The sequence below is a fragment of the Sagittula sp. NFXS13 genome (genome assembly GCF_040148795.1).
Classification (GTDB): Bacteria; Pseudomonadota; Alphaproteobacteria; order Rhodobacterales; family Rhodobacteraceae; genus Sagittula; species Sagittula marina.
The window spans coordinates 98,722-113,118 of the sequence record NZ_JAGEMH010000010.1 but is presented as its reverse complement, the minus strand read 5'-3'; the positions used below and the strand labels follow the sequence as shown (position 1 = coordinate 113,118).

The window sequence follows — 14,397 nt, the reverse complement described above, 5'->3', positions numbered from 1 at the left end:
CGGTCCTTTCGGGTTGGGTGAGGGGGTTCATTCTGCGGCCACTCCCTCTAGCCGGTCTTCGAGCGCGTCTGCGGCATGGCGCAGCGCGGCGAGCGTTTCGTCACTGGGCTGCCAATAGGCGCGGTCGTGCGCCTCCAGCAGGCGATTGGCAAAGCGTGAGGAGGCCGCCGGGTTCAGGTCGGCCATCCGCTTGCGCATCGACTCGTCCAGAACAAAGGTCTCCGACATGCGCTGATAGACCCAAGGGTCAACCTGCCCGGTGGTGGCGGACCAGCCCATGGTGTTGGTCAGATGGCTTTCGATCTGACGCACGCCCTCGGCGCCGTGGCTCAGCAGCGCTTCGTGGAATTTTGGATTCAGCGTGCGCGACCTGGTTTCCAGCGCCACCTGATTCGCAAGCGGACGTATCTTGCCGGTGCCACGCGTGGTGTCAGAGATGTAGATCGCCGCATCGGTGCCGCCGCGCGCGCGTTTCACGGCTCGCGAAATCCCACCCAACGTGTCAAAGTAATGATCGACCGAGGTCACGCCCAGTTCGATTGATTCAAGGTTCTGATAGGCCAGATCGACGTTTTTCAGCGCCCGTTGCAGCATGGCGGGGCTGGCCTGCGCCTTGCCATCGGTGCCGTACCCAAAGCTTTTGCGTGCCTCGTAAGCGTCGGCAAGTTCGTCTTCGTTGTCAAAGGATGAGCTGTCGACCAACTGGTTGACGTTCGAACCGTAGGCCCCTTCGGCGTTGGAAAACACCCGCAGCGCGGCGGTCGCCATATCGCAGCCGGTGTCAGCCATATTCGCCAGCGCATGGGCGCGGACGAAGTTCTGGTCGGTCGGTTCGTCGGCCTCTGCGGCCTTCAGCGCGGCTTCGGCCAGCAGTTTGGTTTGCAGCGGCAACAGGTCGCGGAAAATCCCCGAAAGGGTCATGATCACATCGACGCGTGGGCGGCCCAATTCGGACAGCGGGATCAGGTCGGCTCCGCACAACCGGCCAAAGCTGTCGAACCGGGGCCGTGCACCAATCAGCGCCAGCGCTTGGGCCAGCGGTTCGCCATCAGATTTGATGTTGTCCGAGCCCCAAAGCACCACCGCTACGGATCTTGGCATGGTGTGATGCGTGTCCAGCAGGAGTTGCGCCTGACGTGTCCCGGCGCGGCAGGCAAATTCGCTGGGCATGCGGAACGGATCAAAGGCGTGAATGTTACGCCCTGTCGGCAGCACATCGGGCGAGCGGATCAGATCACCACCCGGCACTGGCGCGGTAAAGCGGCCCTCAAGCGCGTTCAGCAGCGCTGGGATTTCGCTGTCCTGCATCAGTAACGCTTCGATTGCCGCACGGTCGGACCCTGCCGGTAGCAGGTTTAGGTAGCTGGCGCGGGCCTTGTCAGACAACGGTTGACCGACCACATGCAGCCCCTCGGGAATCAACGCATCCTCGGTATCCAGCAGGCGCAACCACAAGGCGTCCGGGTCGGTGCCGGTCATGTCAACCGCCTCGGCCTGTTCGGCGATCAACAGCGCCAGCTCGTCACGCTCATGGGCGTCGGGCGCACTGCGACGCCAGCGTGTCAGGCTGTCCTTGAGTTCTGCCAAGCCCTTGTACAGGCCCGCAGACGACAGCGGCGGCGTGATGTGCGACACGGTGACCGCCCCGGTACGGCGTTTGGCCAGCGTCGCCTCGGACGGGTTGTTCGACGCGTAAAGATAGACGTTTGGCATGTCGCCGATCAGCCGGTCGGGCCAGCATTTTGAGCTGGGACCGGCCTGTTTGCCGGGCATGAATTCCAGCGCACCGTGCATCCCGAAATGCAGAAGCACATCGGCCTGAAAGCTGTTCTTCAGCCACAGATAGAACTGGGTGAAGGCATGGGTCGGGGCAAAGCTGCCCTCGAACAACAGGCGCATCGGGTCGCCTTCGTAGCCAAAAGCCGGTTGCAGCCCGACAAAGACATTGCCGAATTGCGCGCCAAGGATGAACACACCGCGTCCGTCGCTCTGGATCTTGCCCGGGGCCGCGCCCCATTGCTGTTCGATTTCTGTCAGCCATGGCGTGCCGGTCACGATCTGGTCGGCGCTGACATGTGCGGCGACGTTGGCCTCTGTGCCGTAGCGCTTGGCTGTGCCTTCGAGAACGGTCTCGCGCAGCGCCTCGACGCTGGCGGGCGGGGTCAGGTCATAGCCGCGGTCGGCCATGGCATGCAGGGTGTTGTAGAGCGAGCGGAACACATCCAGATAAGCCGCCGTGCCCGCAGCCCCAGCATTGGGCGGAAAGCCGAACAGGACGATCCCGACTCGACGATCGCGCACCTGAGAGCGGCGCAGCGCGGCAAGCCGCTCAACCCGCAGCGCCAGCTTTTCGATACGTTCGGGGCAGGGGGCCATCGCCTTGACGGTCGAGGTGATGGCGCAGTTGTGCGCACAGCCGTTGCAGCCATTCTCGCCATGGCGCCCGGCAAAAACCGTGGGATTGGCGGCCCCATCGAGTTCCGGCAGGGCAATCAGCATGGTGGTCTCGATCGGGCCAAGGCCCTGCGTGGAGCCAGCCCATTGTGCAAGCGTCTGAAACTCTAGCGGGTGGGCGGCGATATAAGGCACGTCCAGCGCCTGAAGCCATGTGCAGGCGGCCTCGTTGTCGTTGTAGGCAGGTCCGCCCACCAGCGAAAAGCCGGTCAAAGACAGCAGCGCGTCGATCCGTGGGCCTTCCGGCCCCTGAAAGAAACCGTCGATGGCGGGGCGTGCATCCAGACCACCGGCAAAGGCCGGCAGCACGCGCAAGCCGCGGCCCTCCAGCGCGCGGATCACCGCGTCGTAATGGGCGGTATCGCCGGACAACACGTAGCTGCGCATCATCAGCAGGCCAACGGTGGCCTTGGTGCCCGCTTGGGCGGGCATATCGGCGGCATTGGTGGTGATCCGTTCCGGAAGATCCGGATGGTACAGGCCCACATCGGGGTATTCCACCGGGTCCGGAGCACTCGTGCCGCGCCATTCGGCGTGGCGGCAATAGCGCGAGATCAGGAACCGGATAAGCGATTCAATGTTGTCGTCAGACGCGCCCAGCCAATACTGCATGATCAGGAACCAGGCGCGCAGGTCCTGCGCCTTGCCCGGGATCAGTTTCAGTATGCGCGGCAGACGCCGCAGCATCTTCATCTTTTTCGCGGCATCCTGTGTGCCCGGCGCGCCGTTGCCACCGCCGCGCATCTTCTTCATCAGCTTGGACAGGCCGGTGTCGGGTTTGGACATGTCCAACGTGCCCATGCGCGTCAGCTTGACGATCTGCGCGTCCGAGATCACTCCGATCATCGCATCGCAGGTATCGCGGCGCGCCTGAAGAGCTGGCAGAATCTGGCGGATGTGTTCGTCGAGAAAAATCAAACCTGACAGGATGATGTCCGCCTGCGCGATGTCGGCACGGGCCTGCATCAGCGTGGCGGGGCTTTCGGCCCATTCGGCGGCGGCGTGCACGCTGATGCACAGGCCGGGGAAATCCGTCACCAGCCGCTCGGCGGCCCGGTTGCAGGGGCCGGCCACATGCGAATCCAGCGTGAGGATCACGATGTGATACTCGAAAGCCGAAGAGCCGTCGAAGCCCGTCATGAAGCCATCATCTCGCATAGTGGGCCTTCGCTTCGTAGAGGGTTTCGAGGCCGATTTCGTTCAGACCCTTTTGGGCGGCAAAGGTTTCTGTGTTGCGGCGAGCCTTGCCCCTGACAAAGAACGGGATCTTTTTCAGTTCACGCTCCGCATCGGCCAGCCAGATCACCTGCGCGGTGACAGCATCGACGGGCGCAGTGTCCGGTTCGCCAACCTGAGCGTGGATCGGCTGGGGACTGTCGGCAGGGGCGGACGTGGCGTGACCGCCATGGTGGCTTGGTCCAGCTGCGTCATGAAATTCGAAATCGTCGCGGAACATTGTCAGCAGATGTTCCTCCAGCCCCATGACCAGCGGATGCACCCATGTGTCAAAGATCACGTTTGCGCCTTCGATCCCCATCTGGGGCGAATAGCGCGCCGGAAAGTCCTGCACATGCACCGGGGCAGAGATCACGGCGCAGGGGATGCCCAGCCGTTTGCCGATGTGGCGCTCCATCTGTGTGCCGAGGATCATCTCTGGTGCGAGCTGTTCGATGCGCTCTTCGACGTCGAGATAATCGTCGGAAATCAGCGCCTCGACGCCGTAGTCCTTTGCCAGGGCGCGGATCATCCGGGCCTGTTCGCGGTTGTAGCAGCCGATCCCGGCGACCTCGAACCCCATCTCGTCCCGCGCAATCCTGGCGGCGGTGGCCACATGGGTGCCGTCACCAAAGATGAAAACGCGCTTGCCCGTCAGATAGGTGCTGTCGACGCTGGAGGAGTACCACGGCAGGCGCAGTCGGCTTTCATCCAGTGCGACCGGGCGACCGATTATTGCGGCGATCTCATCTGCAAAGTCGCGGGTGGCCCCGACGCCGATGGGCACAACCTTGGTATATGGCTGGGCAAGTTCCCGTTCCATCCACCGGCAGGCCGCCTCTCCGGTTTCGGGGTACATCAGCACGTTGAAATGCGCGGCCCCCAGTTGGGTCAGGTCGTGCGGGGTGGCACCATAGGGGGCGCAAACGTTCACGCCGATGCCCATGTCCGACAAAAGACCGGTCAGTTCGGTGATGTCGTCACGGTGCCGGAACCCCAGAGCCGTCGGGCCGATCAGGTTGCAGGTGACATGGGCGCTGCGCGTCATCGGCTTGGCCAGCGCGCGGACCAGTTGGAACAGCGTCTCATCTGCACCGAAGTTTTCCTTGCGCTGGTAACTGGGCAGGTCCAGTGCGATCACCGGGCAGGGCAGGCCCATGGTTTCGGCCATGCCGCCGGGATCGTCCTGGATCAGTTCGGCCGTGCAGGACGCTCCGACGATCATCGCCTGCGGCTGAAAGCGGTCATAAGCGTTCTGGCAGGCAGTTTTGAACAGCATCGCCGTGTCGGTCCCCAGATCGCGGGCCTGAAAGGTGGTGTATGTTACCGGCGGGCGGTGGTTGCGTCGCTCGATCATGGTGAACAGCAGATCGGCGTAGGTGTCTCCCTGCGGCGCGTGCAGCACGTAATGCAGACCCTTCATCGCTGTCGCGACGCGCAAGGCCCCGACGTGGGGTGGGCCTTCGTATGTCCAGACCGAAAGCTTCATTCCGCAGCCTCCATACGAAGCGCCGCGCGACGGTGCAGCGGGCGCGAGAACAGCCCGGCCAGATCGCCCGCCTGTTCGTAGAAATGCACCGGGGTAAACACCAGTTCGATGGCCCATTTGGTCGGCAGGCCCTCGGCCTCCAGCGGATTGGCAAGGCCAAGGCCGCAGACCGTCAGATCCGGATGCGCGGCCCGGCAACGGTCCAGTTGCAGGTCCACGTCCTGGCCTTCGGAAATGGTTGGGCCGTGGCCGAGCAGGTCCAGATCCGGGCCGACGATGGCGCGATGAATGTATGGGGCGCCGACCTCGATGGCGGTCATGCCACATTCGCGGGTCAGAAAGCGTGCCAGCGGGATTTCCAACTGGCTGTCGGGAAAGAAGAAGATGCTCTTGCCTGTCAGGCGCGCCGCCGCCTGGGCGACCGCCTTTTTGGCGCGGGCGCGGGGCGCGGTGGTCACGGCGTCAAAACGCGCCTGATCAACGCCGAACTCCCGCGCCACAGCTTGAAGCCACGCGGTGGTGCCTTCTTCGCCAAACGGGAATGGCGCGGGAATGTGCCGCGCCCCGCGCCGTTCAAGGGCGGCATGGGTGCCTCCCAGGAACGGCTGAGTGAGGGCAAAGACCGTGTTCGACCCCAGCGCCAGACCTGAATCGGCGTGGCGGGCGGGCAGAACGGCGATGTCTTCGATCCCCAGATTCGTTAGCAGGTCCAACGCCTGATCCTCGACCACGTCGGGCAGGGCGCCCACCAGCAGCAACTGCCGCTTGTCGGTTTGCGGCAGGGCCGGGACCATTGCGGCGAGGCAGGCGTCTTCGCCTTCGGTAAAGGTGGTTTCGATGCCGGAGCCGGAATAGTTCAGCACGCGCACCTTGGGCGCATGTTTGGCCGACAGACGCTCGGCCGCGCGGGCGAGATCGAGTTTGATGACTTCGGACGGGCAACTGCCCACAAGGAAGAGTTGGCGGATGTCACCACGGCGCGAAAGCAGGCGGTCGACCTCGCGTTCCAGTTCGGCCTGCGCATCGGCGAGCCCTGCCAGATCCGTCTCTTCGAGAATCGCGGTTCCGAACCGGGGCTGGGCAAATATCATCACGCCAGCGGCGCTTTGCAGCAGGTGAGCGCATGTGCGACTTCCCACAACGAGGAAAAACGCATCCTGGATCTTGCGATGAAGCCAGATGATTCCCGTCAGGCCGCAAAAGACCTCGTGCTGGCCGCGTTGTTTGAGCACCGGCACATCGCGGCAACCACCGGATAGAGGGGCGTGAGGCAACGTCATGCCACGGCCTCCGTCTGAAAGCGCGCGGCGCGTAGTTTCAGCAGAAATTGCCCCGCGTTGATAAGGTAGGCTGCGTAGGCGGCGAGCGCCAGAGCCATCAATGCATTGGCCGTCAGGCTGTCGGTGAACAGTGCCCAGACATAAGCGGCGTGCAGTGCGATCACGACAAAGCTGAACACGTCCTCCCAGAAAAAGGCGGGGGCGAAAAGGTATTGACCAAAAACAACCTTTTCCCAGATCGCGCCGGTCACCATGATCAGGAACAGGAAGCCTGTTTTGACCAGGATAGACAGGGTTGCGGCGTCGTAGCCTAGTCCGGTCATCATAAACCGCAGCACCAGGCCAGCGGAAATGAGGAAGGCGGCGAATTGAAGAGGTGCCAGAATGCCTTGGATCAGTGTCCAGACACTTTCGTCTCGGCGAGCGCGTTGGGCGCTGGTATACAGCCCCTTTTCGCCGATTTCAGGATGAGTCTCTGACACCATCTGGCCGCGTCCTCGAAGTTAATTCTTCGTTGATGCTACTGGCCTCGCAGGCAATGTGTCAATCTAAACTTACACATTTGCTTATCGCGAAATGTACCTTCAGGCTCACACCTTTGCGCTGGCATCTAGGCGCGGTTTCCAAGATATCAAATTATTTAGTGCAACGTTTCCATGGCCCTCCGGGGTGCATGCCGCCGCATACCAGCGGCTGAATGTCAATAAAAGTTGACAGGTATTTCGCTCTGGAGCACTCTTGTAGCGGGAACGTCCACGCAAGACTCGCTTGATCAGAACAGCATTCTTGCTAACCTTGGGAGGGGGGGGATGAATTGCATATCAGGGGGAAAAGCGCTGGCCACCAATCGTGACACCGCTATTCGTTTTCTAGTCGAGGCGGCTCTGCAATCGGTTGCCGCCAAAAAGCATGTTTGCGTACCCAGTACTCGTGAAGAGTGGATAGATAAGCTCTGTGTCGAGATCATGTCAGAGTCGGAGACCAGTCATCGAAGCGTGATCACGGCTCTGATGGCGACCGGTGTCTCGTCCGAGGATGTTTTCCAGATCTACGTGCCCGCAGCGGCCCGTCGCATAGGCGAGCTTTGGGTCCTGGACAAGGTGACTTTCGTGCAAGTTACTATCGGAGCCAGCCGTCTGCAGGCGTTGTTTCATGACGAAAGCCAGTCGCCGCAGGGCAAGTGGCTGGATCGCACCGTGCCGTTGGGCCAATCGATCCTGATGATCTTACCCGAAACCGAGGATCACACACTGGGTGCCTTTGTGGCGGCGGACCAGTTCCGTCGACACGGGCTGTGGGTGCGCATGGCAATTCGCTTGAAACCACTTGAGGTTGTGCGTGCTATCGAAGAGGGCAGCTTTTCTATGCTCGGCATGTCCCTGGCCAGCCGAAAATCGGTGCAACATGCTGAAGAACTGATACGATTTTTGAGAACTACACTGGACGTCTGCCCGCCAATTGTTATTGGTGGCAAGTACGTGCTTGACGCGGATGATATCGAAGAACGCACAGGTGCGGATTTCGCTGTTAAATCTGTGCGAGAAGCAATATCGCGATGTAAGCTAGCGACTGTCAACGAGACGCTCGCTATGGATTCGATGGCTGAATAGGAGCGTTAGCGACTCGAGGTGGTGTTTTGACAGATCAAACTTCGGCTCTCGAGTTCAGCCATTCGGGCGTGTTTCCTGAGACTGCTTCGGTAGAATTTCTGATCGAGCAAGCGTCGGATATCGCAGTTCACCTGAGCAGCGCCGGCGTGGTGGAGGGCATCTATGTCAGCCCCGAAAGCCCTTCGCTTGGATGTTTGGATCATTGGGTCGGGCGGAGTTTTCACAGTTTTCTGAATGAAGAAAGCAAAGAGAAATTCGATATACGGCTGGCTCAGTTTCGTAAGAACGCGTCGGAAACGTCGGTCGCGGTGGAGTTGAACCACAGCGACAATGCCGATTGGGAATTCCCTATACGCTACGCAATGCTGCGCGTCCGAAACAGCGACGCCCTGATGTTGATTGGCCGTGACCTTCAGCCCTTGGCGGAGGTTCAGCAGCGACTTGTGCATGAACAACTGGCGCGGGAACGTGACCAGCAACGTATCCGCAGAGCTGAGACATTTTATCGTGTGGTTCTGGAAGCTTCTGAAACCGCCCTTGTGCTCGTCGATCCCGAAACTGGCCGCGTGCGCGACATCAACAGTGTCGCGTCGACAATGTTGGGGGCCAAAGGCGACACCCTGCCCGGCAACACGTTCAACCAAGCCTTTCAGGGATTGCGCCGTGGTGAATTGATGGAGGCGCTGCAAAACGCCAGTTCGTCGGATGAAACCCGCAGCATTCAGGCTGTGGCGCGACGCAGCGGTTTGCACGTGGCAATTTTCCCGGAATTTTTTCGGGCGGCTGGCGAGCTATGTATGCTGTGTCGGTTGGCGAAGGTCGATGAGGACGATCCTGGTGGCACCGAGATCGCCATGGCGCTGGGTTCGCTGTTCAATACCTCGACCGATGCCATTGTGATCCTTGACGCCAAGAGCCAGATCCGCGAAGCCAACGATGCCTTTCTGACGCTGGCGGATGCCGCTCAGTTCCGTGACGTGATTGGCAGCGGCTTTGCTGGTTTCCTAGTGCGCGGCGAAGTGGACATGCAATTGATGATGGAAGCCGCGGTGCGTGACGGTCGCGTTCGCAGTTATACCACGCAATTCAAGAGTACGGTCGGCACCCGCGCATCCGTCGATATTTCTGTTGCCATGCTGAAGACGGGCAACAAAGAACGCGGTTTTGGCATGATCATCCGGGATGTCAGCCAGAACGCCCGCGCCGCCGAGAATTTGCCACAGGCGGTGGTCAGTGAAGACGCGCTTCAAAATGTGATGGACCTTGTTGGCACTGCGTCACTCAAAGAACTGGTGTCCGCCACCTCGGACGTGATCGAGCGCATCTGCATTTCGACGGCGCTTGAGATGACGAAGAACAACCGCGTCGCTGCCGCCGAGATGCTGGGCCTCTCCCGTCAGAGCCTGTACGTCAAACTTCGCAAGTTCGAGATGCTGAACGGCAATCCCGACGAATAGCCTTCAGTCTCATCGGAGCGTGTGCGGCTGGGGTGCGATATTGCGCCCTTTCTGACGATGATCCCAGAAAAAGCTTCCCTCGACTCTGATTGTATAGTCTAGTTTACACTATGAGTGTAACGCATGAAATGCAGGTAGGGCGTAGATACCCGCAACCGCTGGCGGTTCTGACGCTGATCAAACCCATAACGTGGTTCCCCGCGATCTGGGCGTACCTTTGTGGCGCTGTGTCTTCCGGGGTGCCGTTCACTTCCGCCCCAGTACAGGTCGCGTTGGGGATGTTATTGGCCGGTCCGATTGTCTGCGGCATGAGTCAGGCGGCCAACGATTGGTGTGACCGCCATGTCGATGCCATCAACGAACCCGACCGGCCGATCCCCTCTGGGCGCATTCCCGGCCGCTGGGGCCTGTGGATTGCGTTGGCCATGACGGCGCTGTCGCTGTGGGTGGGGTCGTTTTTGGGTCTATGGGGATTTGGTGCGACGGTGTTTGGCGTGCTGGCGGCCTGGGCGTATTCGGCGGAACCCGTCCGGATGAAGCGATCAGGCATCTGGGGGCCGGGGCTTGTGGGTCTGTGCTACGAGGGGTTGCCCTGGTTCACCGGCGCCGCCGTGTTGTCGGCAGGCGCGCCGTCGCTGGCGATTGTGTTGATTGCCGGGCTTTATGCCTTTGGCGCGCATGGCATAATGACGTTGAATGATTTCAAGGCGCTGGAGGGTGACCGCCAGACAGGTGTCAACTCGTTGCCCGTCTCGTTGGGCCCTGAACGGGCTGCACGGGTGGCCTGCTGGGTCATGGTTCTGCCGCAGTTGGTGGTGATCGCGCTGCTGGTGCTGTGGGGGGCGCCGGTGTTTGCGCTGGCCGTAACCGCGCTGGTTTGCGGGCAGGTCTGGGCGATGCGTGTCCTTCTATCCGACCCAAAGGCCCGTGCGCCGTGGTATAACGGCACCGGCGTTCTGATGTACGTCAGTGGCATGATGATTGCCGCCTTTGCCCTGCGTTTGATGGAAGGTGCAATATGACTCTCGGATGGTTTTCGATTGTTCGGCTCGGGCTGGTGCAAATGGCACTGGGGGCGATCGTCGTCCTGACCACCTCAACCCTGAACCGCTTGATGGTGGTTGAGATGGCCTTGCCCGCGGTACTGCCCGGCCTGCTGGTGGCGTTGCACTACGTCATCCAGATCACCCGACCGAATTGGGGTTTTCTGTCCGACACGGGCGGGCAGCGCACACGCTGGATTATTGGTGGCATGGGGATCTTGGCGCTCGGAGGCTTTGGCGCGGCTATCGGCGTGGTGCTGTTTGCCGAGAATTGGTCTGCGGGTTTGGCGGTCTCGATTGTCAGTTATGCGCTGATTGGTCTGGGTGTAGGCGCGTCCGGCACGTCTTTGCTGGCGCTGCTGGCCACTGCAACAGAGCCGCGCCGTCGCGCGGCGGCGGCGACCATCACATGGCTGATGATGATTTTTGGCATTGCGGTGACAGCTGGCACGGTGGGGGCGTTTCTGGATCCTTACAGCCCGGCGCTGTTGCTGCGCATCGTCGGGGTCGTCACGGTCGGGGCTTGCGTGCTGACCACGCTGGCGGTCTGGGGAATCGAATCCCGTCTAGGCGCTCCTGCGCCGGTGGCTGATCCGCCCCGGTTCATCGACGGCCTGCGCGAAATCTGGGCCGAGCGCGCGGCGCGCAACTTTACCATTTTTGTCGGTCTGTCGATGACCGCCTATTTCATGCAGGAACTGATACTTGAGCCATATGCCGGGCTGGTCTTTGGCCTCACGCCGGGCCAGTCGACGCAACTGAGTGGCGCGCAGAACGGCGGGGTGTTCCTGGGAATGCTGACTGTCGGTATCGCGGCCACCGGGCTGAGCCTCGGCAGTTTGCGAACATGGGTGGTGGCCGGGTGCCTGGGCTCCGCAGTCAGCCTGTGCGCCATCACGCTGATCGGGAACTTGGCACTTGGCGTGGCACTGTTGCCCGCCGTGATCGGGCTGGGAGTGTTCAACGGCATGTTCGCGGTGGCCGCCATCGGATCGATGATGGCTTTGGCCGGAGAGGGTCGCACCGCGCGCGAGGGGACCCGCATGGGCCTGTGGGGCGCGGCGCAGGCCATCGCTGCCGGATTCGGCGGACTGCTTGGGGCGGCGGCGGTTGACATGCTGCGCACAGGTCTGCCCGACACGACTGCCTTTGGTGCCGTGTTTCTGGCCGAAGCAGCGCTGTTCCTGTTTGCGGCGCTGCTGGCGCTGCGTGTCATTGCCCACCGTCGCAGCGCGTCTGCGGCCCCTCTGGTTCCGGGAGAGTGAAGATATGTATGACGTCATCGTTGTAGGCGGCGGCCCGTCGGGCGCCACGGCGGCTGAGGATCTGGCGCGGTCGGGGCACAAGGTCGCGCTGCTGGACCGGGCCGGACGGATAAAGCCCTGTGGCGGTGCGATTCCCCCCCGGCTTGTCGCCGATTTCCACATCCCGGAAGAGCAGATCGTCGCGCGCATGACGTCGGCGCGCATGATTTCGCCCAGCGGTCGCAAGGTCGACATCCCGATCAATGGTGGGTTCATCGGAATGGTCGACCGCGAACGTTTCGACGTGTTCTTGCGTAAGCGGGCTGTAGAGGCCGGGGCAACCCTGCTGACCGGCACCTATCGACGGATCGAGCGCGACGAAAAAGGCGTCCGCGTCGTCTATCGCGACAATGTCTGCGGAACCGAGAGGACCGTCGCGGCGCACCTGGTGATCGGCGCGGACGGCGCGCGGTCCAATGTGGCCCGCGACGAAGTGCATGGCGGCGATACCATTCCCTACGTCATCGCTTACCACGAGATCATCGAAGCGCCCGAGCCTACCGCGCAATACGATCCGACGCGTGCCGACGTGATCTATGACAGCCGTATATCCCCGGATTTTTACGGCTGGGTGTTTCCGCATGGCGGAAACGCGAGTGTCGGCATGGGCTCACTGGTGCGCGAAGTGAACGTCAAGAAGGCCACCGCCGATCTGCGCGCCTCGGCCGGATTGACCGACTGCGTAACCCTGCGCCGAGAAGGCGCGCCGATCCCGCTGAAACCGCTGGACCGTTGGGACAATGGCCGCGATGTTTTGCTGGCTGGCGATGCGGCGGGCGTCGTCGCGCCCAGCTCTGGCGAAGGCATCTATTATGCCATGGTCGGTGGACAGGTCGCCGCTGCCGCCTGTGCCGCCTGCCTTGCTTCGGGGCGGGTGCGCGACCTGCGGCTCGCCCGGCAGCTATTCATGCGCGAACACAAGACGGTGTTTCGGGTTCTTGCCTCGATGCAAAGAGCATATTACCGCAGTGACGAACGGCGGGAACGCTTTGTGTCTTTGTGCCATGATGTGGATGTGCAGAGACTGACCTTCGAGGCCTATATGAACAAGAAACTGGTCCACGCCCGGCCGATGGCGCATCTTAAGATCGGATTGAAGAATCTGGCCCACCTGACGCGACTGGTGTCCGTGGAACACATATGACTTCGCTGATTCCCACTTGGGTCGATGGCAATCTGGTCGCAATCGACAAGCTGGAGGCGCACCAACGCGGCCTGCTGCACAAGGCGGTGTCTGTGTTTGTGATGTGCGGCAACGACGTGCTGATCCAGCGCCGGGCCATGGGTAAATATCATACGCCGGGGCTATGGGCCAACACCTGCTGCACCCATCCGCATTGGTCCGAGGATCCCAAGGAGTGCGCCATACGCCGACTTCGAGAGGAGCTGGGGATCACCGGGCTGAGGCTGGATCACAAGGACCAGTTGACCTATCGCGCCGACGTGGGCAATGGCCTGATCGAACACGAGCGCGTCGATTTATACGTGGCGCGCGTCCCGTCGCACATCGCCGTGGACCCGAACCGCGAAGAGGTCATGCAGACCGATTGGGTAGACATGGACCTGTTGGTCCGGCGGGTGCGCGCGCGGCCCGCGCAGTACACGCCCTGGCTGCGGATCTACCTTGCAGAGCACGCGGCCCGGATTTTCGCCTGATCGGTCTCTACGACCCGCCATCAGTTTGCGCGATCCAGTCGAAGATTTTGCGGGTGACCAGGGCGGGATCTTCTTCATGTGCGAGGTGACCCATTGCGCCCAACGATTGCAAGGTGGCGTGGGGCAGGGCGCGAACGGCCTTTGCCGACACCTGCGGGGCGACGGCGCTGTCCTTGTCGCCGGTCAGCAATAGGCAAGGCGCATTGATCTGCGGCAGCGCGTCCAGCAATGGCCCCACATCCCATTGCGACATCATTTGCAAAACCCCATCGACATGGTCGCGGTCAGATACCAGGCGACCATACAAAGCCAAGCCGTCGGGTGGCAGCTGCGATCCAGTGCCTTCGATCAGGCGGCGCGCGCGCGCGGTCGGATTGCCCCCAGCGGCAAAGGCAAGCGCGGTCAGCGGTGTCAGGGCCAGCACTTTTGCCAGCAGCGGAAACAGCCAGCTCGCCACGCCGTCGAAACGACCAAGGGCAGCGTTGATGCCGACAATGCGCGGGCTGTTTGGCAGGATCCGCGACAGGTGCAGCGCAATCGCTGCCCCAGCGGAATGTCCGATGATCACCGAGGGAGCCCAGCCCTGATCCTGACACAAGTGCGCAATGTCCTGTGCCATAGGCACCAGCCCGCAGCGGTTGCGCGGGCCGAGTTTGGTAAACCCTTGTCCGGGCAAGTCCAATGCCACGACGTGATACTGTTGTTCCAATAGCGGGATCATGTCCCGCCATGTGTGGGTCGAGGCGCCCGCCCCGTGCAGCAGCAAGAGCGTCGGACCGCCACACTCGGATCCGGTTTCTTGCACATGCCACTGATGTGGACGACAGCGAACCCGGCGGGAGAGTTCCGACAATGGCCAGTTTGGCAGGGCGCGGTTCCAGTCCATCGG

The 14,397-nt window shown here is 61.8% G+C and carries 11 protein-coding genes; 6 read left to right on the top strand and 5 right to left on the bottom strand.

From position 1 onward, the window contains the following. Nucleotides 1-27 precede the first annotated feature (27 nt). The 4 genes from J4E08_RS17585 to bchF are packed head-to-tail and all read right to left on the bottom strand — an operon-like array spanning nt 28 to nt 6,923. Nucleotides 28-3,612: a magnesium chelatase subunit H gene (locus J4E08_RS17585; RefSeq protein WP_349539626.1), complete on the bottom strand. Its 3,585-nt coding sequence runs from the start codon at nt 3,610-3,612 to the stop codon at nt 28-30. Beyond that, the gene (gene bchB, locus J4E08_RS17580) at nt 3,602-5,158 is read right to left on the bottom strand and encodes a ferredoxin:protochlorophyllide reductase (ATP-dependent) subunit B (protein WP_349539625.1); all 1,557 of its coding nucleotides are present in this window, start codon (nt 5,156-5,158) and stop codon (nt 3,602-3,604) included. Before bchB ends, J4E08_RS17585 begins: the two co-directional genes overlap by 11 nt. Continuing rightward, on the bottom strand, nt 5,155-6,438 hold the full coding sequence (locus J4E08_RS17575) for a ferredoxin:protochlorophyllide reductase (ATP-dependent) subunit N (RefSeq protein WP_349539624.1): 1,284 nt from the start codon (nt 6,436-6,438) through the stop codon (nt 5,155-5,157). Before J4E08_RS17575 ends, bchB begins: the two co-directional genes overlap by 4 nt. Then, nucleotides 6,435-6,923 carry a 2-vinyl bacteriochlorophyllide hydratase gene (bchF, locus tag J4E08_RS17570; protein WP_349539623.1) on the bottom strand — a complete coding sequence of 163 codons (489 nt, stop codon included), beginning with the start codon at nt 6,921-6,923 and terminating at the stop codon, nt 6,435-6,437. Before bchF ends, J4E08_RS17575 begins: the two co-directional genes overlap by 4 nt. 324 nt (nt 6,924-7,247) lie before the next feature. Here bchF and J4E08_RS17565 point away from each other — a divergent pair, with 324 nt between their 5' ends. The 6 genes from J4E08_RS17565 (at nt 7,248) to idi (ending at nt 13,508) form a co-directional block, all read left to right on the top strand. After that, the gene (locus J4E08_RS17565) at nt 7,248-8,048 is read left to right on the top strand and encodes a cobalamin B12-binding domain-containing protein (protein ID WP_349539622.1); all 801 of its coding nucleotides are present in this window, start codon (nt 7,248-7,250) and stop codon (nt 8,046-8,048) included. Nucleotides 8,049-8,074: 26 nt separating this feature from the next. Next, complete coding sequence (gene ppsR, locus J4E08_RS17560; RefSeq protein WP_349539621.1) at nt 8,075-9,505, top strand: transcriptional regulator PpsR; 1,431 nt, start codon at nt 8,075-8,077, stop codon at nt 9,503-9,505. 110 nt (nt 9,506-9,615) lie between these two features. Continuing rightward, complete coding sequence (chlG, locus tag J4E08_RS17555; RefSeq protein WP_349539620.1) at nt 9,616-10,527, top strand: chlorophyll synthase ChlG; 912 nt, start codon at nt 9,616-9,618, stop codon at nt 10,525-10,527. Then, nucleotides 10,524-11,813, top strand: a complete 1,290-nt coding sequence (locus J4E08_RS17550) for a BCD family MFS transporter (protein ID WP_349539619.1) — start codon at nt 10,524-10,526, stop codon at nt 11,811-11,813. Before chlG ends, J4E08_RS17550 begins: the two co-directional genes overlap by 4 nt. Before the next feature lie 4 nt (nt 11,814-11,817). Continuing rightward, nucleotides 11,818-12,996: a geranylgeranyl diphosphate reductase gene (locus tag J4E08_RS17545; RefSeq protein WP_349539618.1), complete on the top strand. Its 1,179-nt coding sequence runs from the start codon at nt 11,818-11,820 to the stop codon at nt 12,994-12,996. Beyond that, nucleotides 12,993-13,508 carry an isopentenyl-diphosphate Delta-isomerase gene (gene idi, locus J4E08_RS17540; protein ID WP_349539617.1) on the top strand — a complete coding sequence of 172 codons (516 nt, stop codon included), beginning with the start codon at nt 12,993-12,995 and terminating at the stop codon, nt 13,506-13,508. The genes J4E08_RS17545 and idi overlap by 4 nt, the downstream gene beginning before the upstream one ends. A gap of 7 nt (nt 13,509-13,515) precedes the next feature. Here the strand turns inward: idi and bchO are convergent, their stop codons facing one another. Beyond that, complete coding sequence (bchO, locus tag J4E08_RS17535; RefSeq protein ID WP_349539616.1) at nt 13,516-14,394, bottom strand: alpha/beta fold hydrolase BchO; 879 nt, start codon at nt 14,392-14,394, stop codon at nt 13,516-13,518. Between the last annotated feature and the right edge of the window lie 3 nt (nt 14,395-14,397).